The organism is Halosimplex rarum (assembly GCF_047715405.1).
In the GTDB taxonomy this organism is placed as follows: Archaea; Halobacteriota; Halobacteria; order Halobacteriales; family Haloarculaceae; genus Halosimplex; species Halosimplex rarum.
Genome location: NZ_CP180412.1, coordinates 4087793 through 4108264 on the forward strand (window position 1 = coordinate 4087793; position 20472 = coordinate 4108264).

19 protein-coding genes and 1 tRNA gene are annotated in these 20472 nt (G+C 68.2%); 12 read left to right on the forward strand and 8 right to left on the reverse strand.

Features of this window, described 5'->3' with window-relative positions; translation table 11 throughout:
- Entirely contained in the window at positions 1–2157 is a 2157-nt protein-coding gene (locus ACMGFH_RS19470) for a dipeptide ABC transporter ATP-binding protein (RefSeq protein WP_415380243.1), read from the reverse strand.
- Between the two features lie 286 nt (positions 2158–2443).
- On the opposite strand from ACMGFH_RS19470, the gene ACMGFH_RS19475 reads away from it, so the two are divergent.
- The 3 genes from ACMGFH_RS19475 to ACMGFH_RS19485 all read left to right on the forward strand — a co-directional run bounded on the left by ACMGFH_RS19475 (position 2444) and on the right by ACMGFH_RS19485 (position 5091).
- Positions 2444–3661, forward strand: a complete 1218-nt coding sequence (locus ACMGFH_RS19475) for an MFS transporter (protein ID WP_415380245.1) — start codon at positions 2444–2446, stop codon at positions 3659–3661.
- Between the two features lie 111 nt (positions 3662–3772).
- The gene (locus ACMGFH_RS19480; RefSeq protein WP_415380247.1) at positions 3773–4831 is read left to right on the forward strand and encodes an isocitrate/isopropylmalate dehydrogenase family protein; all 1059 of its coding nucleotides are present in this window, start codon (positions 3773–3775) and stop codon (positions 4829–4831) included.
- Positions 4832–5018: 187 nt separating this feature from the next.
- A tRNA-Pro gene (locus tag ACMGFH_RS19485) sits at positions 5019–5091 on the forward strand.
- Between the two features lie 323 nt (positions 5092–5414).
- On the opposite strand, the gene ACMGFH_RS19490 is transcribed toward ACMGFH_RS19485, so the two are convergent.
- Entirely contained in the window at positions 5415–5948 is a 534-nt protein-coding gene (locus tag ACMGFH_RS19490) for a hypothetical protein (RefSeq protein WP_415380249.1), read from the reverse strand.
- A gap of 353 nt (positions 5949–6301) precedes the next feature.
- On the opposite strand from ACMGFH_RS19490, the gene ACMGFH_RS19495 reads away from it, so the two are divergent.
- The 5 genes from ACMGFH_RS19495 (at position 6302) to cofG (ending at position 11631) form a co-directional block, all read left to right on the forward strand.
- Positions 6302–7258, forward strand: coding sequence for a complex I NDUFA9 subunit family protein (locus tag ACMGFH_RS19495; protein WP_415380251.1), 957 nt, complete (start codon positions 6302–6304; stop codon positions 7256–7258).
- A 276-nt stretch (positions 7259–7534) separates the two neighbouring features.
- On the forward strand, positions 7535–8719 hold the full coding sequence (locus ACMGFH_RS19500; RefSeq protein ID WP_415380253.1) for a tubulin/FtsZ family protein: 1185 nt from the start codon (positions 7535–7537) through the stop codon (positions 8717–8719).
- Positions 8688–9470: a hypothetical protein gene (locus ACMGFH_RS19505; RefSeq protein ID WP_415380255.1), complete on the forward strand. Its 783-nt coding sequence runs from the start codon at positions 8688–8690 to the stop codon at positions 9468–9470. Before ACMGFH_RS19500 ends, ACMGFH_RS19505 begins: the two co-directional genes overlap by 32 nt.
- On the forward strand, positions 9471–10106 hold the full coding sequence (gene cofC / locus ACMGFH_RS19510) for a 2-phospho-L-lactate guanylyltransferase (protein WP_415380257.1): 636 nt from the start codon (positions 9471–9473) through the stop codon (positions 10104–10106).
- Between the two features lie 376 nt (positions 10107–10482).
- On the forward strand, positions 10483–11631 hold the full coding sequence (cofG, locus tag ACMGFH_RS19515; RefSeq protein WP_415380259.1) for a 7,8-didemethyl-8-hydroxy-5-deazariboflavin synthase subunit CofG: 1149 nt from the start codon (positions 10483–10485) through the stop codon (positions 11629–11631).
- A gap of 21 nt (positions 11632–11652) precedes the next feature.
- Here cofG and ACMGFH_RS19520 read toward each other — a convergent pair whose 3' ends face one another.
- A complete protein-coding gene (locus tag ACMGFH_RS19520; protein WP_415380261.1) occupies positions 11653–12534 on the reverse strand; it encodes a DNA polymerase sliding clamp in 882 nt (293 codons plus the stop codon).
- Between the two features lie 284 nt (positions 12535–12818).
- Between ACMGFH_RS19520 and ACMGFH_RS19525 the strand changes: the two genes are divergently transcribed.
- Together ACMGFH_RS19525 and ACMGFH_RS19530 are read left to right on the forward strand one after the other, a co-directional pair.
- On the forward strand, positions 12819–13379 hold the full coding sequence (locus ACMGFH_RS19525) for a hypothetical protein (protein ID WP_415380262.1): 561 nt from the start codon (positions 12819–12821) through the stop codon (positions 13377–13379).
- 99 nt (positions 13380–13478) lie between these two features.
- A complete protein-coding gene (locus ACMGFH_RS19530) occupies positions 13479–14033 on the forward strand; it encodes a 2'-5' RNA ligase family protein (RefSeq protein ID WP_415380264.1) in 555 nt (184 codons plus the stop codon).
- A gap of 63 nt (positions 14034–14096) precedes the next feature.
- Here the strand turns inward: ACMGFH_RS19530 and ACMGFH_RS19535 are convergent, their stop codons facing one another.
- From ACMGFH_RS19535 to ACMGFH_RS19555, 5 genes are all read right to left on the reverse strand, one after another.
- Entirely contained in the window at positions 14097–14756 is a 660-nt protein-coding gene (locus ACMGFH_RS19535) for a helix-turn-helix domain-containing protein (protein WP_415380265.1), read from the reverse strand.
- A 204-nt stretch (positions 14757–14960) separates the two neighbouring features.
- Positions 14961–15782, reverse strand: a complete 822-nt coding sequence (locus ACMGFH_RS19540; protein ID WP_415380266.1) for an MFS transporter — start codon at positions 15780–15782, stop codon at positions 14961–14963.
- Between the two features lie 49 nt (positions 15783–15831).
- Positions 15832–15972: a hypothetical protein gene (locus ACMGFH_RS19545; protein ID WP_415380267.1), complete on the reverse strand. Its 141-nt coding sequence runs from the start codon at positions 15970–15972 to the stop codon at positions 15832–15834.
- A gap of 175 nt (positions 15973–16147) precedes the next feature.
- Complete coding sequence (cofH, locus tag ACMGFH_RS19550) at positions 16148–17551, reverse strand: 7,8-didemethyl-8-hydroxy-5-deazariboflavin synthase subunit CofH (RefSeq protein WP_415380268.1); 1404 nt, start codon at positions 17549–17551, stop codon at positions 16148–16150.
- A gap of 72 nt (positions 17552–17623) precedes the next feature.
- Positions 17624–18655, reverse strand: a complete 1032-nt coding sequence (locus ACMGFH_RS19555; RefSeq protein WP_415380269.1) for a sodium:calcium antiporter — start codon at positions 18653–18655, stop codon at positions 17624–17626.
- A gap of 222 nt (positions 18656–18877) precedes the next feature.
- Between ACMGFH_RS19555 and ACMGFH_RS19560 the strand changes: the two genes are divergently transcribed.
- Together ACMGFH_RS19560 and ACMGFH_RS19565 are read left to right on the forward strand one after the other, a co-directional pair.
- Positions 18878–19933, forward strand: a complete 1056-nt coding sequence (locus ACMGFH_RS19560; RefSeq protein ID WP_415380270.1) for a phosphoribosylaminoimidazolesuccinocarboxamide synthase — start codon at positions 18878–18880, stop codon at positions 19931–19933.
- A 19-nt stretch (positions 19934–19952) separates the two neighbouring features.
- Positions 19953–20339: a CHY zinc finger protein gene (locus tag ACMGFH_RS19565; protein ID WP_415380271.1), complete on the forward strand. Its 387-nt coding sequence runs from the start codon at positions 19953–19955 to the stop codon at positions 20337–20339.
- Positions 20340–20472 lie beyond the last annotated feature (133 nt).

The following is a 20472-nucleotide window of genomic DNA, read 5'->3' on the forward strand; positions in this document are numbered from 1 at the left end:
TCAGTCGTCGGCCGATCCGCCGACGCGCGCGGGCTCGCCCGTCACCGGATCTTCCGCGGGGTGGAAACACGCCGCCGAGTGGTCGGATCCGGCCCAGGCGTCGAGTTCGGGTTCTTCCGCCCGACAGCGGTCAGTCGACTTCTGACAGCGGGGGGCGAACCGACAGCCGGTCGGTAACCCCGCCGGATCCGCCGGCTTCCCGTCGAGCGCGACGCGTTCACGGCTCCCGCGCGGGTCGGTCTCCGGAACGGCCGAGAGCAGCGCCTCCGTGTAGGGGTGTTTCGGGTCGGTCACGATGCGCTCGGTCCGCCCCTCCTCGACGAACCGCCCGAGGTACATGATCGACAGTCGGTCGGCGATCTGCGTGAGGCTCGCCAGGTCGTGAGAGATGTACAGCACGCCGATCCCCTCGGTGTTCGCCAGGCTCCGGAGCAGGTTGAGCACCTCGGCCTGGAGCGAGACGTCGAGCATCGACGCCGGCTCGTCGCAGACGAGGAAGTCGGGGTCGATGACGAGCGCCCGCGCGATCGCCACGCGCTGGCGCTGGCCGCCCGAGAGCTCGTTGGGGTACTTCTCGAGGAAGCGCTCGGCGGGCGCCATCCCGACGCGTTCGAGCGTCTCCCGGACGGCCTCGTGGCGCTCGTCGAGTCGGTAGCCGTGGATCGTCAGCGGCTCTTTCACTAGCTGCTCGACCGTCAGCCGGGGGTTCAGCGACTCGTAGGGGTTCTGGAAGATGATCTGCAGCCGCTGTCGGAACGACCGGAGGTTCCCGTCCTGGTAGTACTCGTGCGAGCGGCCGTCGAACCTGAATCCGCCGCCGGTCGGCTCCTCCAAGAGCGCGAGGGTCTGCCCGAGCGTCGACTTCCCGCAGCCGGACTCGCCGACGACGCCGAGGATCTCGCCGCGCGCGACGGACAGGGAGACGCCGTCGAGGGCGCGGACGTGCGACTCGCCGTCGCCGAGCACCTCGCTGATGATCTCGCCGCGCTGTTCGTACCACCGGCGGAGGCTGTTCGAGAGGCCGGTCACCGACGGCGAGACGCCGCCGATGGGGAGGCGACCCAGCAGCGACTCCGAGCGCTCGTACCACTTCCGGAGGTCCTCGACTTCGAGCAGGACCTCGCCGTCGTCCGGGCGCGACCCGGCGGCGCCCCCGCCCCACGTCGAGGCGTCCTCGGCCTCGCGGCGCATCCGGGTCGCGCGGTCGGCGTTGTGACACGCGACGCGCTGGTTCCGGTAGGGGAGGTCTTCGAGGGCCGGGTCGGTCGTCGCACACGTCTCGTCCGCGAACGGACACCGCGGCTCGAAGACGCACCCGGTCGGTTTCGAGTCCAGGTTTGGCGGTTTCCCCGGGACCGAGACGAGGTTGTCGCCGCCGTCGTCCAGCGCCGGGTAGGCGTTTTTCAGCCCCATCGTGTACGGGTTCGACGGGTTCAACAGCAGGTTGTCGATGCTCCCCTGCTCCATGACGCTCCCGCCGTACAGCACCGACATCTCGTCGCAGGTCTCGGCGATGACGCTCAGGTCGTGGGTGATCAGCAACAGCGAGCTGTCGGTCTCCTCCTGGATCTGGAGGATGTTGTCGATGATCTTGTCCTGGACGATCACGTCCAGCCCGGTCGTCGGCTCGTCCGCGATGATGAGCTTCGGGTCGAGCGCGAGCGCCATCGCGATGACGACCCGCTGGCGCATGCCCCCCGAGAAGCGGTGGGGGTAGTCGTCGACGCGCTCGGGGTCGAGTCCGACGGTCTCGAACAGTTCGCGTGCGCGCCGCCGGGCGTTCCGGTCCGACACCTCTCGGTGGGTCTGGATCGCCTGTCTGATCTGCGCGCCCACGGTCATCACCGGGTCGAGCGCGTCGATCGCCGTCTGCGGGATGAACGCGATCTCCTCCCAGAGGAGGTCCTGTCGCTCCGACGGCGCCAGCGACCGCAGGTCCCGCCCCTCGAACTCGATCTCGCCCGACTCGATCTCCGCGTGGTCCGGCAAGAGCCCGAGGATCGCCTTCGCGGTCGTCGACTTCCCCGACGCCGACTCGCCCGACAGCGCGTAGTTGACCCCGTCGTCGATACTGAACGAGACGCCGTTCACGCTGTGGAGCGGCCCGTCTCGCGTCTCGTACCGCACTACGAGGTCCTCGACGTCGAGCAGGCTCATCCCCGCACCCCGGCGGACGGTACTCGGGAACTGGCCACAGTCGAGCGGTGGCTGTCGACACTCGCGGACACGTCGTCTCCACGGTGGCGTCGGACCATCTCGATCGAGTCTTTGACGGATTATCGTTATGAACCCTCGGATCGTACCGATCCACAACATGACGGCTCGGCGACTTCGTTCGGCGCGGCCGGTCGAGCGGTCGGATAGTCGCCACGTCGCTCCGCTGCGTGCCGAGGCCGCGACGCGCGCAGGACTCGCAGCCCCAGCGGGTCGGTGGTGACGGCGTGTGGAGCGGTCGCTGTTCGGTCGACTGAGTCGCTTCGACGCGATCGTGCTCACCTCCTCGCTCTGGTTTCTGGGGAAGTTCGTCCGATTCGCGTTCCCGCCGCTGTTCGAGCGACTCGCCGGCGTGTACGGCGTCTCGACCGCGACCCTGGGAGGCGCCTACAGCGCCCTTCTGCTCGTCTATGCCCTGCTCCAGTTCCCGTCGGGACTGCTCGCCGACCGGTTCAGTTCCGTGACTGTCCTCGGCGCGGGAGGGTCGCTCGCGGCCGTCGGCGCGCTCGCGCTGGCCGTCGACGGCTCGCTGGTCGTCCTCGTCGGCGCGATGATGACGATCGGGGCCGGGACGGGGACGCTCAAGACTGTCAGCGTCGAACTGCTCGCGCGGACGTACCCGACCCAGACCGGGCGCGCGCTCGGCGTGTTCGAGACCTTCGGCACCTTCGGCGGCGCCGCGGCGCCCGCGGCGGTGGTCGCGTTCGCCGGGACGGCCGGCCTGTTCGGCGCGGGCTGGCGGACGACCTTCCTCGCCGCCGGGGTCGCCGGACTCTGCGTGACCGCCGCGTTCGTCGTCCGGGTTCCCGCCAGGCTTCCGGACGCGACCGAGCGCGAAGCGGCCGACGGCGGGGGCGCCCCGCTCGGCGAGTACGCGGTGCTGTTCCGCGACTGGCGGCTCCTCGTCTTCGTCGCCGTGATCACCCTGTTCTCGTTCGCCTACAACGCCGCGCTCGCCTTCCTCCCGCTGTATCTCACCCGGGAAGCCGGGCTCGCGTCGGCGACGGCGAGCTTCCTGTTCAGCGCGCTGTTCGTCGTGAGCCTCGTGCAACTGCTCACCGGCGAGGTCAGCGACCGGACGGGCGCCCTCCCGCTCATCGTGCTCACACTCGCCCTCGCGTCGACCGGGATGGGCGCGATCCTCCTGCTCACGGACGTCGGCGGCACCCTGGCGCTGGGCGGGGCGGTCGTCTGTCTCGGGCTCGGCGCGCACGGGTACCGTCCCGTCCGGGGAGCGTACATGATGTCGGTGCTCCCGGAGTCGGTCTCCGCCGGGAGCTTCGGGGCGGTGCGAACGGTACAGATGATCGCCGGCGCGTCCTCTCCCGCTCTCGTCGGCGTCCTCTCGGAGACGGCCGGGCTCCGGCCGGCGTTCCGCCTCCTCACTGGTGCCCTGGTCGCCGCGACGGGCCTCTCGGTCGCCCTCTGGCTGTTCGACCCGTCGTGACCACCGGACTCCAGCAGGTCGAGTCTCCCGCGCTCTCCCGCCTCCGCGACGACCTCCGTCTCTGGTGATCGGTACCAACCTTCAAACGGCCCCCGGTCGAACACGTCGGCGATGGACTCGTACGACATCGCCGTGATACCGGGAGACGGGATCGGGCCGGAAGTCGTGGACGCGGCGCTCCCGCTCGTCGAGGACGCGGCCGACGAAACCGGCTTCGCCTTCGAGACGACCCGGTTCGACTGGGGAACCGAGTACTACCTCGACAACGGGGAGATGATGCCCGAGGACGGACTCGACCGACTCGCCGACTTCGACGCGGTCTTCCTCGGCGCCGTCGGCCACCCGGAGGTCCCGGACCACGTGACCCTCCACGGGTTGCTGTTGCCGATCCGGAAGGGGTTCGACCAGTACGTCTGCAAGCGCCCGAACGTCCTCTTCGAGGGCATCGAGAGCCCGCTCAGGGGATACGAGTCGGGAGACATCGACTTCGTGGTCTACCGGGAGAACACCGAGGGCGAGTACGCGGACGTCGGCGGCCGGGAACACCGCGGATTCGAACACGAGACAGCGGTCCAGTCGGCGCTGTTCACCCGCCAGGGGACCGAGCGGATCGTCCGCGCGGCCTTCGAGGCCGCGACCGAGCGCGAGGGCAGCTTGACCAGTATCACGAAGTCGAACGCGCAGGCCCACAGCATGGTGTTCTGGGATGACGTGGTCGCGGACGTGAGCGATGAGTTCCCGTCGGTCGACGTCGAGCGCCTCCTCGTCGACGCGGGGGCGATGGACCTGATCCGCCGTCCCGACGAGTTCGACGTGCTCGTCGCCTCGAACCTCTTCGGTGACATCCTGACGGACATCGGCGCCCAGATCACGGGGAGCATGGGCCTCGCGCCTTCCGGGAACATCCACCCCGGCGACGAGTACCCCTCGATGTTCGAACCGGTCCACGGGAGCGCGCCCGACATCGTGGGCGATGGCGTCGCCAACCCGCTCGCCACGGTGCTCTCGTGGTCGATGCTGTTCGAGGACCTCGGTGAACAGCAGGCCGCAGACGCCCTCTGGGACGGCGTCGCCGACCAGCTCGCAGACGAGTCCGCCCCCAGAACGCCCGACCTCGGCGGAACGGCCGGCACCGGGGACGTCGTCGCGGACCTCCGGTCGCGACTCTGACCGGCTCGGCGTCTCGGCAACCGTCGGGTCTCGCGGTCGTCTCCGGGATCGCGAGTCCCTCCCAGCGGTCTGCCGCGCTGTGCCGTGACCGGCCCCGACCCGCGGACGGGAGTCCCACCCCGAAGTCGTCGCCCGGGTTCGGAAGGATTAAAACCAGTCAGTGTCTTCGTTCAGATGCTACCAGCACGGGCCGGTGGGGTAGCTTGGTATCCTTCGGCCTTCGGGTGGCCGTAACCGCGATTCGAATTCGCGCCGGCCCATCATTTCTCGCGGCGCTCATTCGCGAGCGCCGCGTGTATGCTGTCATCGGCGCGAATTCGAGCCAGCGAGTCGCAGCGCGCGAACGAAGTGAGCGCGACCGTCTCGCCCTGTTCGAATTCGCGCCGGCCCATTTTCACCCCACTTCACGACGACGAGCGGTGCGTGGCACGTAGCGCCACGGAGACGCGAACGGCGACGCCGTGGGCGCCAGCGAGCGGCCGTCTGAGTATGGATTCATCAGTTCGAAGCGTCCCGCTACGTGCGCGGTCTGGACCTTCCCGGAAACAGGTCGGTCACGAGGGCGGCCTATCGAAGACGGCGGCTACGTATCGGAGACGCAGACGTAGAACACGAGGTGACTGATCTCGTAGAAATCCCGATTCGGGTTCGTGGGGCCGCGCCCGTTCCCGTCGTCGGTATCTCCGAATTCCGGTGCACAGCCCGTGAACGAACTGACTCCCCCGAATGCGGAGCCTCCACACTCTTCCTCGTTGGGGTCGAATCGGCGGGTGCGGGTCGCGGGACCGCCCTTTACGTCGATGCCGCAGATCGACCCGGTTTCGTTCCCGAACTTCGCACACGTGACTTCTCCGTCCTCCTTCCAGACTTTCTTCACCCGAATCGTGATCGTGTCGCAGTCGTGCTCGAACTCGTACGTATCGCCCTCCTTCGGCGCCCGGTCGACCTTGCCGAGTCGAACGCAGTCGGAACAACATCGGTGTGCGCTCGCCGTCCCAGCGACGGTGCTCCCGACGGCCCCAGTCAGCGCTGTCGCCCCCGTCGCTCGGAGAACACCACGCCGGCTCATTCCCCCTTTCGACCCACCGCTGTCACCGTTGGTTGGGTTCTGTGTCATAGTACCGCTGGCTATACTACCGGCCGTCGGTGGCATTGTTATACGCGCCAGAAACGGGCAGTTCGTACATTAGTAATCGAATAAATGAGTCGATGCTGTGTGAATTCGGTTCTTCGTCACCAGTAACAGTCAATTCATCTCAATTTCGTACACTACTATTGAGTGATTCACATAATTTGGATCCCAAGATCGCGCCCAGGGACGGGTGCCGTCGTCGAGGACGAGACCCGCTACCGCCGGAGTGGCGGACGTATCGGTCGCGCGGGTCACTGAATCGCGTATCCGCCGGATTCTCCGACTACACCACCAGTTGGGCGGGAACGTTTAGGGTGTTGGCGTCCAACAGTTCTGACATGAACGTGCTCGTCGTCGGCGGGAACGGCTTCGTCGGGTCGCACCTGTGCAGGGAACTGGTCGAGCGGGGCCACGACGTGACCGTGCTCGCGCGCAGTCCGGAGGACGGCGACCTGCCCGACGGTGTGGACACCTACGCGGGGGACGTTACCGAGTACGACACCATCGAGGGCGCTTTCGAGGGACAGGACGCGGTCGTCAACCTCGTCGCGCTGGAGCCGATGTACAGGCCGAAGGGCGGCGACGAGATGCACGACCGGGTCCACCGCGGCGGGACGGAGCACTGCCTGCGAGCGGCCGCTGCACACGGTGTCGAGCGCTTCGTCCAGCAGAGCGCGTTGAGCGCGGACCCGGACGCGGCGACACACTACTTGCGTGCGAAGGGCCGCGCGGAGGACCTCGTCCGCGAATCGGACCGCGACTGGGTGATCTTCCGGCCGTCGATCATCTTCGGTGATGGCGGCGGATTCGTCAAGTTCACCAAGAAACTGAAGTCGTGGTTCGCGCCGGGCCTGCCGGTGTATCCGCTCCCCGGTGGGGGGAAACAGACGCGCTTCCAGCCGATCGCGGTCGGGGAGTTCGTCCCGATGCTGGCCGACGCCGTCGGACCGAGTCCGGCGAGTAATCAGGACTCGGCGAGTGCTGACGACGCCGTCGAGGACGACGAGCACGTCGGGAAAACGTACCAGATCGGCGGCCCGGAGGTGCTGACGCTACGGGAGGTGACCGAACTGGTCTACGAGTCCGAGGGGAAGTCGATATCCATCGTTCCGCTGCCGATGGCGATGGCGAACGTCGGCCTCACCGTCCTCGGGACAGTCGGCTTCCCGATGGGGAAAGACCAGTTCCGGTCGCTGCGCCTCGACAACACGGTCGATTCGAACGACGTCGACGCGTTCGGCGTCGACGAGCGCGAACTGACGACGTTCCGGTCGTATCTGGGTCTGCCGGGCTAACGCGCCCGTTCTGTCAGAGCTCGGTCGACGGTGGCGTTCGGACCGCCGCTTCGGCTCCGGTTCGTTGCGATCGAATGACGTAAAAATCCCGCGACCGAGAAGTTTCATTCGAGTTTCAACTCTGCCGCGACTACGGGGCGAAAGGACAGCCTACCGGGCCGCAGTCCTGCGATTTCGGTCATTCCACTTTCGCCATTGACAGTTTCACGTTCGATAGGCGGGCAAAAAGCTTATATCCGCGATGGGACTGTTTATTTCTCAACGGTAACGGCAGCTATGAAATTGGCGATGATCGGCTTCGGGCAGGCCGGCGGGAAGATCGTTGACAAGTTCCTCGAATACGACGAGGCCACGCAGAGCGGAATCGTCCGCTCCGCGGTCGCAGTCAACACTGCCAAGGCGGACCTGCTCGGGCTAGAACGAATTCCGGAGGAGAATCGAGTACTGATCGGCCAGGCGCGCGTGAAGGGTCACGGCGTCGGCGCCGACAACGAGCTCGGCGCGGAGATCGCCGAGGAAGACATCGACGAGGTCCAGGGGGCGATCGACAACATCCCGGTCCACGAGATCGACGCGTTCATGATCGTCGCCGGGCTGGGCGGCGGGACCGGTTCGGGCGGTTCGCCGGTGCTGGCGAAGCACCTCAAGCGCATCTACACCGAACCCGTGTACGGACTGGGGGTCCTGCCCGGTGGCGACGAGGGCGGTATCTACACACTCAACGCCGCCCGGTCGTTCCAGACGTTCGTCCGCGAGGTCGACAACCTGCTCGTCTTCGACAACGACGCCTGGCGCAAGTCCGGCGAGTCGATGGAGAGCGGGTACGAGGAGATTAACGACGAGATCGTCCGACGTTTCGGCGTCCTCTTCGGTGCCGGCGAGGTCGGCACCGGCGACGAGGTCGCCGAGAGCGTCGTCGACTCCTCGGAGATCATCAACACGCTCTCGGGCGGCGGCGTCTCGACGGTCGGGTACGCCGCGGAGACGGTCGAGGAGGACGACTCCGGCGGCCTGCTCTCCCGGTTCAAGGGCGACGACGGCGGCATCGACGACGGCGGGATGGAGACCGCCAACACGACCAACCGGATCACGTCGCTCGTCCGGAAGGCGGCGCTGGGTCGCCTGACGCTCCCCTGTGAGATCGACGGCGCCGAGCGGGCGCTGCTCGTGATGAGCGGTCCCTCGAACCACCTCAACCGGAAGGGCATCGAGCGCGGCCGCAAGTGGCTCGAGGAGCAGACCGGGTCGATGGAGGTCCGCGGCGGCGACTACCCCGTTCGCGAGAACAACGTCGCCGCCTCGATCCTGCTGTCGGGCGTCCACAACGTCCCGCGGATCAAGGAGCTCCAGCAGGTCGCCATCGAGGCACAGGACAACATCGACGACATCCGGCAGCAAAGCGAAGATAACTTAGAGGAGTTGGTGGAAGATGACGAAGATGAGCTGGACCCGCTCTTCTAAGAGCGCCGCGTTGATCGTATTGCTCGCCCTCTCGCTGGCGGCGGCCGGGACAGCCGGAGCTATCTCCGTCCAGGCCGGCGAGGTCCCCGAGAGCTCTCGGGTCGGCGAGACGGTGACGACGACGGTGACCATCGAGGACCCGTTCGTCGACATGAACGACCAGTGGACCCTCCAGGGGAGCACGGACCTGGAGAACGTCAGCTGGACGATCACCGTCCTGCAGCAGGGCGAGCGGGTCGAGCAGTACAACTCCGGCGACCAGTCCTTCGAACAGGGACTGAACGCCAGTAACGGCGGCGACACGGTCGAAGTCGAACTCACCGGCGACACGCCGGCCGTCGAGAACTACACGTACGAACCGCGCGAGACGTACACGCTCTACGACTTCGACGCCGTCGAGGGCAGCTCGACGAGCGGCCTGAACGCGACGCAGGTTCACCACTACACGAACGACAGCCGCGACGCGCGACAGGCCATCGACGACGCCGCGGCCGCCATCAACGAGTCCGGCGGCAACAGCGACGCACAGAACGACCTGAACCAGGCGATCTCCGCCTACGAGAACAACAACTTCGACAACGCGCAGTCGCTGGCCGGCGACGCGCAGAGCCAGGCCGAACAGGCCCAGCAGTCCGCCCAGCGCAACCAGACCATCCTGATGGGCGTCGGTGCGCTGATCGTGCTGCTCGTCGTGATCGGTGGCGTCTACTACTGGCGCTCCAACCAGAACGAACCGACGAAGCTCCAGTAGATGCGCGTCGTCGTCCCGTTCGCTCCCGAGCGGCCCAAGACTCGCCTCGCACCCGTTCTCGACGAGGCCGAGCGGGCCGCGTTCGCGCGGACGATGCTCGACGACGTGCTCGACGCGCTTTCCGCACTCGACCGCGAGCGGAGCGACTCACCCGATCCGCTCGTCCTCTCGACGGCGCCCGTCGACTGCGACGCGCCGGTGACCGTCGACGACCGCTCACTCACCGCGGCCGTGAACGCGCAACTCCCCGACAGCGACGACGACCCGCCGACCGCGGTGGTCATGGCCGACCTCGCGCTGGCGACGCCCGACGCGCTCGACCGCCTGTTCGCGCCCGAGGAGGACGTCGTACTCGCGCCCGGTCGCGGGGGCGGGACGAACGCGCTCGTCGCCCGCGACCCCGACTTCCGCGTCGACTACCACGGCGCCTCCTTCCGTGACCACCGCGATATCGCCGGCGAAGCCGGCATTGACCCCGCGGTCGTCGACTCCTTCCGACTGACGACGGACGTGGACGAACCGGCCGATCTCGTCGAGGTCCTGCTACACGGCGAGGGGACGGCCCGGGCGTGGCTCGAGGACGCGGGGTTCTCCCTCGCGGTCGCCGACGGCCGCGTCGATGTCGAACGGAATTAGGGCCGATTCCGAACGAAATTCGGACAACCGTTTTGACCGGTCGAAACTGTGCTTCACACGCACGGGTCGGTCCCGTGCCGCTGGGTCGCCCCTCGCGCCGCACCGGGCCTGTGCCGAGCCGGACCCCCCATCACCGCTCCCAGTCACCCCTTCGTCCGCGGGCTGCGGGGGCCGCACGCGGTCCGCCGTTCCGTTGACGGCGCGGCGCCGGGTCCGCCGCCGGCCGTCCATTGTTCACTCCGTTCGTCCGCGTCGGACCCCGACCCCCAACCCTCGACCGCGTCCGCGGAACCCCGTTCGACCCCGTCGGCTCTCCCACCCGCTCCCCGTCGCCGGGAACGTCAACACTTTGTCCGTCGAACGTGCACGGGGGACTGTGATACCCGGCGCGGACGAGTACGACGTGGACGTCGCCCCCTCTCGGGAGGCCATCGAGCGCCTGCTCGCAGTCGGCCCCGACGACGTCGAACCGGCCGACGAGCTGACCTTCGCCCGCAACGTGTTCGTCCCGCTGACGACCGCTTGTCGGTACACCTGCACCTACTGCACCTACTACGACCCGCCCGGCCAGGCGACGCTCATGTCGCCCGAGGAGGTCCGCGACGTGGTCCGGACGGGCGCCGACGCCGGCTGTACGGAAGCCCTGTTCACCTTCGGCGACGACCCCGACGACCGCTACACCGCCGTCCACGACCAGCTCGACGAATGGGGACACGACTCCATCCACACCTACCTCCGCGAGGTCTGCGAGCTCACCCTCGACGAGGGACTGCTCCCGCACGCCAATCCCGGCGACCAGACGCGCGAGCAGATGGCGACCGTCGCCGACGTGAACGCGAGCATGGGCGTCATGCTCGAAACCACCACCGAGGTGCAGGCCCACGGCGGCCCACGGGCGAAGAACCCGGGCCAGCGGCTCAACACCATCCGAACCGCGGGCCAGCTCGGCGTCCCGTTCACGACGGGCATCCTCGTCGGCATCGGCGAGGACTGGGAGGACCGCGCCGAGAGCCTGCTGGCCATCCGCGAACTCCACGACCGGTACGACCACGTCCAGGAGGTCATCGTCCAGCCCGTCCGCGAGAACGAGCGCTGGACGAACGGCTCGCCGGACGTCGAGACGCTCCGGCGAACCGTCGCGATGGCACGGCACGCGCTGCCCGAGGAGATCTCGGTGCAGGTTCCGCCCAACCTCGCCCCCGTCCGCGACGTGCTGGACTGCGGCGTCGACGACCTCGGCGGCGTGTCCCCGGTGACCGACGACCACGTCAACCCCGACTACAAGTGGCCGGCGCTCCGGGAACTCGAAGACGTCGCCGACTACGCGGGCGTCCCGCTGGGCGAGCGCTTGCCGGTCTACGAGCGATACCTCCCGGCGCACCTCCGGAACGCGGGCGTCGAACCCGCCTCCCCGCCGGTCGAGGCCGACCGCTGGGTCTCTGCGCGGATCGAGGAGGCCATCGCCGGCACCGACGACGCCGGCGAGCGCTACCGGTCTGTGCTCTCGGGCGCGGCGGCCGACTGAGCCGCTCGCTGTCTCCCCGTTCTACCGCCTGATCCGCGGCGCGAGGAGCCACCTCCCCGTCCCGTCGCCGTGGGCGATCGGATGTTCGAGCGAGAGCGGGCAGCCCCCCTCGCCGCCCCCCACGAACTCGACGCTCACCGGGACCCCGTCGGGGATCGCACCGACGATGTCCCGGAGGTAGTCGACCGAGTACAGCGACTCGACCGGGTCGGAGCCGGCGGGGCCGGTATCGAGCGCTTCGAGGTCGTCCTCGTCGAATTCGAGGCGCACGTCGTCGGTGTCGCCGCTGGCGGTGACGGCGAGGAGGCGCTCGTCCGGGCCGACGGTGATCTCCGCGTGGTCCGCGACCAGGTCCGCTGCGCGGACCGCTCTGCGCAGATCCGCGGCAGCTATCACTGCGCTCGCGTCGACCGACCCGGCGTCGATCCACTCGACCTGCCGGACGGATTCAGCCGCAAGGGGAGCGAAGGCGTACTCGACGGCCCCCGCGTTCACGTCGAAGCGGCCGCCCTCGCCGAGCGCGAGTTCGATTCCGTCTCCGTCGGCTATCGCGACGGCGTCGCGGAGTCGATCGAGGGCCACGCCGAACGTCTCGCCGTCCGCCGTGTACCTGTCGAACGCGCCGCGGCCGAGGCGCAGTTCGGCCATCGCCACGTCCGCGGGGTCGCGCGCCCGGAAGCCGATGCCGTCGTCGAAGGCCATCCGGCACTCGCTCGCGACGGCCATCGCACCGTCCAGCGCGGTCGCCAGGGCCTCCGCGTCGAGGCGGACGTCGAGCGAAGGGTCGGGCCGCTCGCCGGTCGCTTCGGCCTGTCCGGCGGTCGATCCGCTCGGCCGTTCGTCGGTCGGTTCGTCGCGCTGTTCGCCGGTGTCGCCGCGGTCCTGTCGCTGTCGTGGGGTCATGCGTGTCGTCGTGAGTCGCGTGCGTTCCGGGGAGAAGCGTTATCCGGCACGTCGACGAACCGACGACCGGGTGGCGCTTCGCTGCCCCGCGTTGTGCGCGGCCGGCGACACCTGCCAGGGAGCCCGGCCGCGCCGTCGATACCTCCCGAGCGACTGCTCTCGCTCGGGGCCGTATCCCGTCGTTCCCGCAGAACCCGGTTAAGTATTGCGCCGCTCTCACGGACTATAACTCGTTTCGGAGTATAATTACTTAAATAAGGTCGAGATATAACTCGATACAGGTTATGGAATCGAACGATCGACCGCGCGGAATCCTCTCGCCCGCGGACCGGGCGTACCTGCGAGGTGGGACGACGTTCGAGAGCGACCAGAGCGAGCGCAACGCTCGGGCGCGGATCCGCGAGCGCGTGCTGGCGGGACTGTACGACGCCGATTTGCTCGCGGACGCGCTCTCGGAGCGGGACCGCGAACTCGTCTTCGAGAAGCACGTCGGCGACGACCCGGCCGGCGTGCGGGCGCTCATCGCCGCGCTCGCCTTCCTCTACCGGGGCGCCGAGGACGCCGGCCTCGACTTCGAGACGCTGCTGGAAGAGGGCGTCAGCCGCGCTGAGGCCGACCGCAACGTCGCCGCAGCGGTCGAGTTCGACGTCCATCGCGAACCGCTGGACGCCGACCGGCTCACCCGCAAACTCCGGCGGACCGGCTCGCTCACCCTCTCGGAACTCTCTTACCTCCGCGAGGCCGACGACGTGAGTCTCGACCGGCTGCTCGACCGCTACGCGACCGACGTCGAGACGGACGAAGCCGACGACGACTGGGTGCAGGCGAAGATGACCAACTTCTGAGACCATGTTTTTCCGCCGGGGGTTTCCTCGCGCGCTTTCGGCGCGCAGATGCCCTGTTCGGGGAAACTATTTGTCGCGGGGCGCGGTGTTTCTGTCACTGTGGGCGGTATCGTTTCACTGCTCGACGAGCGAGCGACGGAGAAGATACTGGCGGTGCGACAGCGATTAGACGAGGAGCTCGGGGTTCAGACGCCGTTTCGAAACCACTATCCGCACTTTTCGTACCAGGTCGCAGCCCGCTACGACGCCGAACAGCTGTCCGAGGCGATAGACGGATTGGCGAGCGGGCGGGACCCGTTCGTCGTCCGCACGAACGGGATCGGCGTGTTCTCCGATTCCGAGCCGCTGATCGTGTACGTCCCGGTGATCCGTGACGCCGACCTCTCGCGATTTCACTCGCGGGTCTGGGACGAGGGGAAGTCGGCGGGCACGGACCTACAGGACTATTACAGTCCGCGCCGCTGGACCCCGCACATCACCCTCGCTCCCGTGGACCGAGCGAAACTTCCGTCGGTGATGGAGCTGCTGAGCGAGTACTCCTTCTACTGGGACGTACAGATAGAGAACGTAGCGGCGATCACGGGAGACGCACCCCACAGGAAGGTCGAACACCGAACCCCGCTCGGTGGCGACGCCGGGTCTGCCCAGGGATAGGTGTACACGAACTGAAATCGCGCCTGGACGTACGCGAACTGAGAACCGGAGAGGCGCCTGCTCCTACGACCCACCGCCGACGAACCCCGAGAAGACGCGGGATTCGATCTTCCGGAGGTGCTCGCCGACGGTCGCGGGCGACACGTCGAGTCGCTCGGCCAGGTCCGCGTGGGTCGCCCGGCGCGGGTCGTCGTAGTATCCGGCTCGAACGGCCGTTTCGAGTACCTCGCGCTGGCGGGCGGTCAACCGACCGAACAGCTGCCGGACGCCCGGATCGTACGACCCGGTCCCGACCACTTCGATCGTCACTCCCTCGGGGATCGCGTCGAACGCGTCGGTGAACGCCTGCTCCTCGCCGACGAGCGTGACGACCACACCGCCCTCGGCGGCCGATTCGATCGGCATCTCGACCATCAGGTCCGAACTGCGCCGGTATCGCATCAGTCGACGCGTGAGGTCGTCGAGTTCGAAGTGCGTGTAGACGAATCCGCGGTCGGCCCCCGTCGTCGTGTGCTCGATGACGTGCGGGGAGTCTCGGAGTATCTCGCTGTAGCGGTCGATCCCGTCCCGGATCTCGGACAGCGAGACCCCCGTCTCGCCGTCGATCAGCTCTAGCTGGTGGATCGGTCCCGGCGTGATCGCCGGCTCGTCGGAGACCGCCGCTCCCAGCGGGTGGAACGCGTCGCCGTCGGCGGGGCTCGCCTTGACCGTCACGGAGCGCATACCGGAGACGACGGGCGCCCGACTGATAACCGATGGGATAAACCCACCTCGTATAACTGGCAACAGACCTACCCGGCGAGCGTCGTAATGGAGAGATGCTGGACGGGCACGGTCGCGACGGATCCGGGCGCTCGTCCCGTGTCCGCCCTGAATCTCACCCCCTCCCCCGGTCCGTCGCCCTCGCTGACGTTCGCGCTCCACTCGCTAGCCCGTCGGTTCGCGCTCCCGCTCCCGTTCCTGCCCCTCGTCCCGCCCGTCGCTCTCCACGTCCGTGTTGCCGACCCTCTCGGAGTCCACCCTCTCAGAGCTGCTCTCCGCAGAATCGACACGTCGGTCGCGGTCGCGATCAGTCGCTGTAGGTGGCGATTCGTCGTCGTCTGGCTTGCTCAGTTCGAGCGTGAGCGGGCGGGCCAGCCGACGAACGAACCCGTCGACCCGTTCGCGAACGCGACCGACGACACCGCGCTTCTCCGATTCGACCGCACGGATCGAACTCCCCTCCCGGACGACGACGCCGCGGGATTCGAGTCGCTCGACGGCCGCGTCGACGGCGTCGTCGTCGGCCTCCAGCGTCTCGTACAACTCACGGCGCGTGTGGGGTCGCTCTTCGACGGTCTCGTGGACCTGGCGAGCGACGTAGTCGTGGTAGACTTCACGACCCGTCGGTTCCCGCTCGGTCGCGCCCTCGTGGCGGATCGTTTGAACGGCGTCGGCGACGAACCAGGCGCCGACGAGGACGAACACGACCGGGAGCCACAGGCCGCCGCCGTCGTCGAATAGCGCCATCGCCGTCCCGCCGACGAGCGCGTAGATTCCGATCCCCCCGTTCCGCACGGACTGACGGACGTCGTAGACGTCGGTGACGAGTTCGGTCAGTCCGAAGATAGCGAGCGAGACGAGCGTCGTGATGAACTGGGCGGGCGAAGGGCCGAGGACGTACCAGAGGAACGCCAGCACGCCGGCCCACTGGAGGGCGGGCCAGAGTCCGAGTCGGTCCCGGAGGGCGTCACGGAGGGTCTCGGCCATCGCCTTCGTGTTAGACGGACGAACGGATAGAAGCGTCGGACCGAGGTGCTCACTCCGCTCGCCCACGCGGCTCACGGCGCTTCGCGCCGTTCGCCCGTTCCGTGGCCTCGCCCCGCTCGCGGCGCTTCGCGCCGCTCACATCGAGGTCTCCCTTCGTCTGCTCACGGGCGGCGAAGCCGCCCGTTCGCATGTATGAGGGACCTTCGGTCCCTCACTAGTCGCCCTCGCACCGTTCGGCCACGCGGCTCGCGGGTCGCTACCGCTCACCGGAAGACTCACTGCGTTCGTCTTCCGAGCACCGTCTCACTTCGCTCGACGGAACCCGCGCTCGCAATCCGAGGCGCTCACTCCGTTCGCACCTCGCTTTAATCGTCGGCGCTGGTCGGGTCGCTCGCCGTCTCGCCGAGCCAGTCGGGGTCGACCAGCGGCGTCCCGTCGGCCTTCGGGCCGAGTTCGGGGCCGTGCGGGCCGTTATCCGGGTCGATGCGTCGGCGCTGGCGGTAGTCAGTCGAGCGCTCGACGGGGACGCGGCCGATGGCGTCGATCATCTCGACGTACTCGTCGAACGAGCGCACCTCGCCGAACTCGCCGCCCGCGCGCTTGGTGATCTCCTCGCTGAGGATGGTGCCCATGAAGTCGTCCGCGCCGCAGGAGAGCATCTTCAGCCCCTGCTCGTCGCCGTATTTCACCCACGACGACTGGATGTGATCGACGTTGTCGAGGAACAGGCGGGCGACGGCGATCAGCAGTTCGTCCTCGTGAGTCGTGGCGCCGGCCTCGACCATGCCCTCCTCGTGGAGCGGCGTGTTCTGATGGACGAAGGAGAGCGGAACGAACTCGGTGATCGCGCCCGTCTTCTCCTGTAACTCGCGGATGCGCTCCAGGTGCATGACGCGGTGCATCTCGTTGTCGACGTGGCCGTACATGATCGTCGAGGTCACGTCGAGACCGACGTTTGCGGCCGCCTCCATCGCCTCCAGCCACTCGCCGGTCCCGATCTTGGCCGGACAGATCACGTCGCGCACCTCGTCGACGAGAGTCTCGGCGGCCGTGCCGGGCACCGAGTCGAGGCCGGCCTCCTTCAGCCGGCCGTACACCTCCTCGTAGGACCAGTCGGTGCCGCGGCGGCCGTGGTAGGCCTCCTCTGGCGTCATCGAGTGGACGTGGACGCCGCCGACGCTCATCGCCTCGATCTGCTCGCAGTAGGTACCCGGGTCGACGTCGTACTCCTCGGCGGGCCGGTAGTTGAGGTCGCCGCGGTCGCTCGACTCCAGGATCTCGCGGTGTTCCGCGTCGAGTGCGAACGCCGGGTGGAGCCCGGAGACGGACGTGACCTCGTAGATGCCGCGCTCGACGGCCTTGCGGACGATCTCGCGGGACTCGTGGGGCCGCTTGGTGAACCCGCCGTGGGACTGGTCGTTCGCCGAGCGGAACTGCTCGGAGCGGTCCTTGAAGTTGCAGAACAGACAGCCCGTGTTGCAGGCGGTCGTGACGTTGTTGTTGAGGTTGGCGACGAAGGTCACCTCGTCGCCCACGACCTCGGCGCGGCGGCGGTCGGCCGCTTCGAGGACGAGTTCCTTGCGCCCGATGTCGATTCCCTCGCGGTCGGTCCCGGTCGTCAGCAGTTCGACGCCGTCGGCGACCGTCAGTCGCTCGCCGGCGCGGGCCTTTGCCAGCGCGTTCTCGAACGACTGGTCGGTCTCGGGGACGTGGTCGAACCCGAACTCCCCCCGCGGCACGTTGGCCCGCGGGTTCGCGGCGTCTGTCATGGTCGCTCTCACAGCGTCCAGCGTGATAAACGGCCGGGAACCGGCCGAAGCGCCCGCCGTCGCGGACGGCGGTCAGCCGCCGACCTCGGGCAGGACGGAGACGACCGACGTTGCCGTGTCGAGGACGACCCATGCGACGAAGAGGAGGTACGCGACCAGCAGCGCGGCCGACTCGGCCGTCGAGAGCGCGAGGTCCGTCCGGAGGGCGGTGAACAGCATGATGGTCGCGAGCGTGAGGACGGCGAACATCGGGATGGCGAGGGCGAAGTTGAACGTCCACGAGCCGACGATGAGGACGCCGACGGGGATGGCGACGAGCAGGTCGAACGTGTTCGAACCGAGGACGTTCGCCAGCGACGCGACGCCGCGGTCGTCGCGTGCGGCGCGCACGCTCACCAGCGCGTCGGGGAGGCTCGTCGCGCCGGCGGCGATGGTCACGCCCATGATAAACTCGTCGACGCCGAGCGCCGCGCCGATGGTCTCGACCGCGCCGACGAGTTCGTGGACGGCCACGAGAATGACGAGCAGCCCCGCCAGCAGGTATCCCCACTGCCGGCGCGCGTCGATCCCCGCGCCCGCCTCGGGATCGGCGACGTGGTCGGCGGTGTCCTGCGCCTGGATGAACAGGTACAGCCCGTAGAGCGCGAGCGGGACGAGTGCGAGCGGTCGCTTCAACTCGCCGGTGATGTACTCCGTGCCGCCGACCGGCTCATAGATGACCGCCATCGCGAATGTGATAACCAGCGCCGAGACGGCGAGCATGTAGAACTGCGCTTCCTTGTAGACGAGCGTGCGGCTCGCGTCGATGTCCTCTTCGGTCGTGATCCCGGCGATGGCCGGGATCACGAGGACGTTGAAGATCGCCGACCCGACGATGGCACCGGTCCCGATCCCGAGCGCCCCGCCGAGCGCGGAGACGACGACCGTCGCTAACTCCGGGAAACTCGACCCGATGGCGGCGACGACCGACCCCTGGACGACCTGCGGGAGCCCGTAGTAGGCCGAGAGATCCTCGCTCGCGGATTCCAGCCAGGAACTGCCCAACCAGACCGCGCCCGTCGTTACCACGATGATGCCGATCGCCAGCCCGATGGATTCGACCATCGAGCGCATCTCCACGGGCGAGCGCTGTATGCGTTTGGGAGCGGAGCGCTCGACGTGAGCAACGCGCTCGGCGGCCGCAGCGAGCCGGCCGAGGGGTCTTCGGCGCAGGGGTGACCGCCAAGGTTCGAACCCCGTTGCCACTCGCGACAGTCGGATGGCTTCTGGAGCGTCGGCCACCGCGAGTGAGAAACGTCTTTGACTCGGGGGAGAGAGACTTCGCCAATGACCTCTGTGAAGGAGTTCCGGGTGGAGCGGGCCGCCACGGCCGACGAACTCGGCCGCGGCGCGTTCGCCTTCACCGACGACTACTCGGTGTTCGACTGGGGGAAGATGCCCGACGAGATCCCCGACAAGGGCGCTTCGCTCTGTACGATGGGCGCGTTCAACTTCGAACTGCTCGAACGCGAGGGCGTCCCCACCCACTACGAGGGCGTCTCGACTCCCGACTCCGACGGCGCCGCGGTCTCGCTCGACGACGCACTCGATTCGGGCGCGGCCCCCCGCGAGATGACCATCGAACTCACGCAGGTCCCTGACCTGCCCTTCGCGGGCGACGACGCGGGGGACCCGAGCGGCTACGATTACGCCGCCTACCACGAGGAGGCCGACGAGAACTACCTCGTCCCCCTCGAAATCGTCTTCCGCAACCGCGTCGGCGTCGGCTCCTCGCTCCGCTCGCGCACCGACCCCGCCGACCACGGCCTCGACTTCGCCGAGTGGCCCGACGAGGTCGTCGAACTCGACGACCCCATCGTCGAGTTCTCCACGAAGTACGAGGAGCAGGACCGGTACCTCGACCGCGACGAGGCCGACCGGATCGCCGGCGTCGCCAGCGTCGACGACCTCGCGGCCGTCGCGACCGCGGTCAATCGGCTCGTCACCGAGCGCGCCGACGAGGCCGGGCTCACCCACCAGGATGGGAAGATCGAGTGTCTCTACTACGAGGGCGAGATCCGCGTGGCCGACGTCGTCGGGACCTTCGACGAGAACCGCTTCGCCTACGACGGTCAGCAGGTCTCCAAGGAGGTCATCCGCCAGTACCACAAGCGTACCCAGCCCGAGTGGGTCGAGGCCGTCTCCGCCGCCAAGCGCGAGGCCGACGAGCGCGGCGTCGCCGACTGGAAGGCGCTGTGCGACCGCGAGCCCGAACCCCTCGACGACCGGGTCATCGCCGCCGCGCGCGACCTTTACTGCGCCGGCACCAACGCCTACGTCGGCCGCGACGCCTTTGACGCGCCCTCGCTCGACGCCGCCGTCGACGCCGTTCGCGACCTCTGATAGTCCGCCCTCCCGACCGATGCCGGACGAACCGGAATCCGAGCGACAAACGACTGCGCCGCCCGAGACGGACCGTCGGTTTCCCGTCCCGCTCCGAGGCGTCGACGTCGACTCCGAGACCCGCTGCACGCACTACGAGTCGGCCGTCGACGTAGTCGCGCTCCGCTTTCCCTGCTGCGACTGTTACTACCCGTGTTTCCGGTGTCACGACGAAGTGACGGACCACGACCCGGAACGCGTGACCCCCGAGGCGTTCGCCGATCCGGCGGTGCTGTGTGGTGCCTGCGGGGAGACCCCCTCCGTCCATGCGTATCTCGACTGCGACGACACCTGCCACGATTGCGGCGCGGCGTTCAATCCGGGCTGTCGCCGACACCGCGATCGGTACTTCGCCGTCGAGAGGTGACCGCTCACGAATCTTCAAGTACGAACGCCGGACCACTCCGGCTCGTGACCTGAACGCAGTCGCAGAGCGCTCCGCGGGAGCGCGACACGCCCCTCTGGGAGTCGCCCGTGTCGCCTGTTCGCCAGAAACCCGT

Excerpts from the sequence above, each read along its gene's own strand:
- ACMGFH_RS19545 (WP_415380267.1), bottom strand. The coding sequence starts at position 15,972 with ATGCGAACGGGCGGCTTCGCCGCCCGTGAGCAGACGAAGGGAGACCTC.
- ACMGFH_RS19535 (WP_415380265.1), bottom strand. The coding sequence starts at position 14,756 with ATGCGCTCCGTGACGGTCAAGGCGAGCCCCGCCGACGGCGACGCGTTC.
- ACMGFH_RS19520 (WP_415380261.1), bottom strand. The coding sequence starts at position 12,534 with ATGACCCCACGACAGCGACAGGACCGCGGCGACACCGGCGAACAGCGC.
- ACMGFH_RS19565 (WP_415380271.1), top strand. The coding sequence starts at position 19,953 with ATGCCGGACGAACCGGAATCCGAGCGACAAACGACTGCGCCGCCCGAG.
- cofC (WP_415380257.1), top strand. The coding sequence starts at position 9,471 with ATGCGCGTCGTCGTCCCGTTCGCTCCCGAGCGGCCCAAGACTCGCCTC.
- ACMGFH_RS19505 (WP_415380255.1), top strand. The coding sequence starts at position 8,688 with ATGACGAAGATGAGCTGGACCCGCTCTTCTAAGAGCGCCGCGTTGATC.
- ACMGFH_RS19470 (WP_415380243.1), bottom strand. The coding sequence starts at position 2,157 with ATGAGCCTGCTCGACGTCGAGGACCTCGTAGTGCGGTACGAGACGCGA.
- ACMGFH_RS19525 (WP_415380262.1), top strand. The coding sequence starts at position 12,819 with ATGGAATCGAACGATCGACCGCGCGGAATCCTCTCGCCCGCGGACCGG.
- ACMGFH_RS19555 (WP_415380269.1), bottom strand. The coding sequence starts at position 18,655 with ATGGTCGAATCCATCGGGCTGGCGATCGGCATCATCGTGGTAACGACG.
- cofH (WP_415380268.1), bottom strand. The coding sequence starts at position 17,551 with ATGACAGACGCCGCGAACCCGCGGGCCAACGTGCCGCGGGGGGAGTTC.
- ACMGFH_RS19480 (WP_415380247.1), top strand. The coding sequence starts at position 3,773 with ATGGACTCGTACGACATCGCCGTGATACCGGGAGACGGGATCGGGCCG.
- ACMGFH_RS19540 (WP_415380266.1), bottom strand. The coding sequence starts at position 15,782 with ATGGCCGAGACCCTCCGTGACGCCCTCCGGGACCGACTCGGACTCTGG.
- ACMGFH_RS19500 (WP_415380253.1), top strand. The coding sequence starts at position 7,535 with ATGAAATTGGCGATGATCGGCTTCGGGCAGGCCGGCGGGAAGATCGTT.
- ACMGFH_RS19560 (WP_415380270.1), top strand. The coding sequence starts at position 18,878 with ATGACCTCTGTGAAGGAGTTCCGGGTGGAGCGGGCCGCCACGGCCGAC.
- ACMGFH_RS19495 (WP_415380251.1), top strand. The coding sequence starts at position 6,302 with ATGAACGTGCTCGTCGTCGGCGGGAACGGCTTCGTCGGGTCGCACCTG.
- ACMGFH_RS19490 (WP_415380249.1), bottom strand. The coding sequence starts at position 5,948 with ATGACACAGAACCCAACCAACGGTGACAGCGGTGGGTCGAAAGGGGGA.